A 360-nucleotide genomic window follows, 5' to 3' on the forward strand; every position below is an offset into this window, starting at 1 on the left:
CGGCCAATCTGCTGGATGTAATCCGTCATGCTGATCGGTGCATTGAAGTGCACGACAAGTTCAATATCGGAGACATCAATACCCATACTGAATGCAGAAGTTGCAATCATAATCTTTCTTTTGCCTTGCAGGAAGTCGAACAGCAGTTGTTTCTTGCGGCGTTCGGGTTTAATTCGTGAGTGATAGCGTGTAACGTCATCGGGATACTTTTCTTCTAAAATATTATACAGCGCATCGACATAAGTCGTAGTCTGAGCAAAGATAAGAACCGAACCATCTTTATGGTATTTGTCAATCGTCTTGCAGAGCTTCTTAATACGAAATTCCAGTCGTTCCTCCAGTGTTTTCTTGTTACAGGTA

The 360-nt window shown here is 42.2% G+C and carries 1 protein-coding gene; it reads right to left on the reverse strand.

Annotation, left to right across the window (positions count from 1 at the left end; all coding sequences use genetic code 11):
- The coding region (locus DWZ82_RS15005; RefSeq protein ID WP_279217449.1) for a C-terminal helicase domain-containing protein at window positions 1-360 on the reverse strand (360 nt) is incomplete at both ends.

It is taken from the genome of Butyricicoccus sp. AF35-5AC, assembly GCF_003477715.1.
Classification (GTDB): Bacteria; Bacillota; Clostridia; order Oscillospirales; family Butyricicoccaceae; genus Agathobaculum; species Agathobaculum butyriciproducens.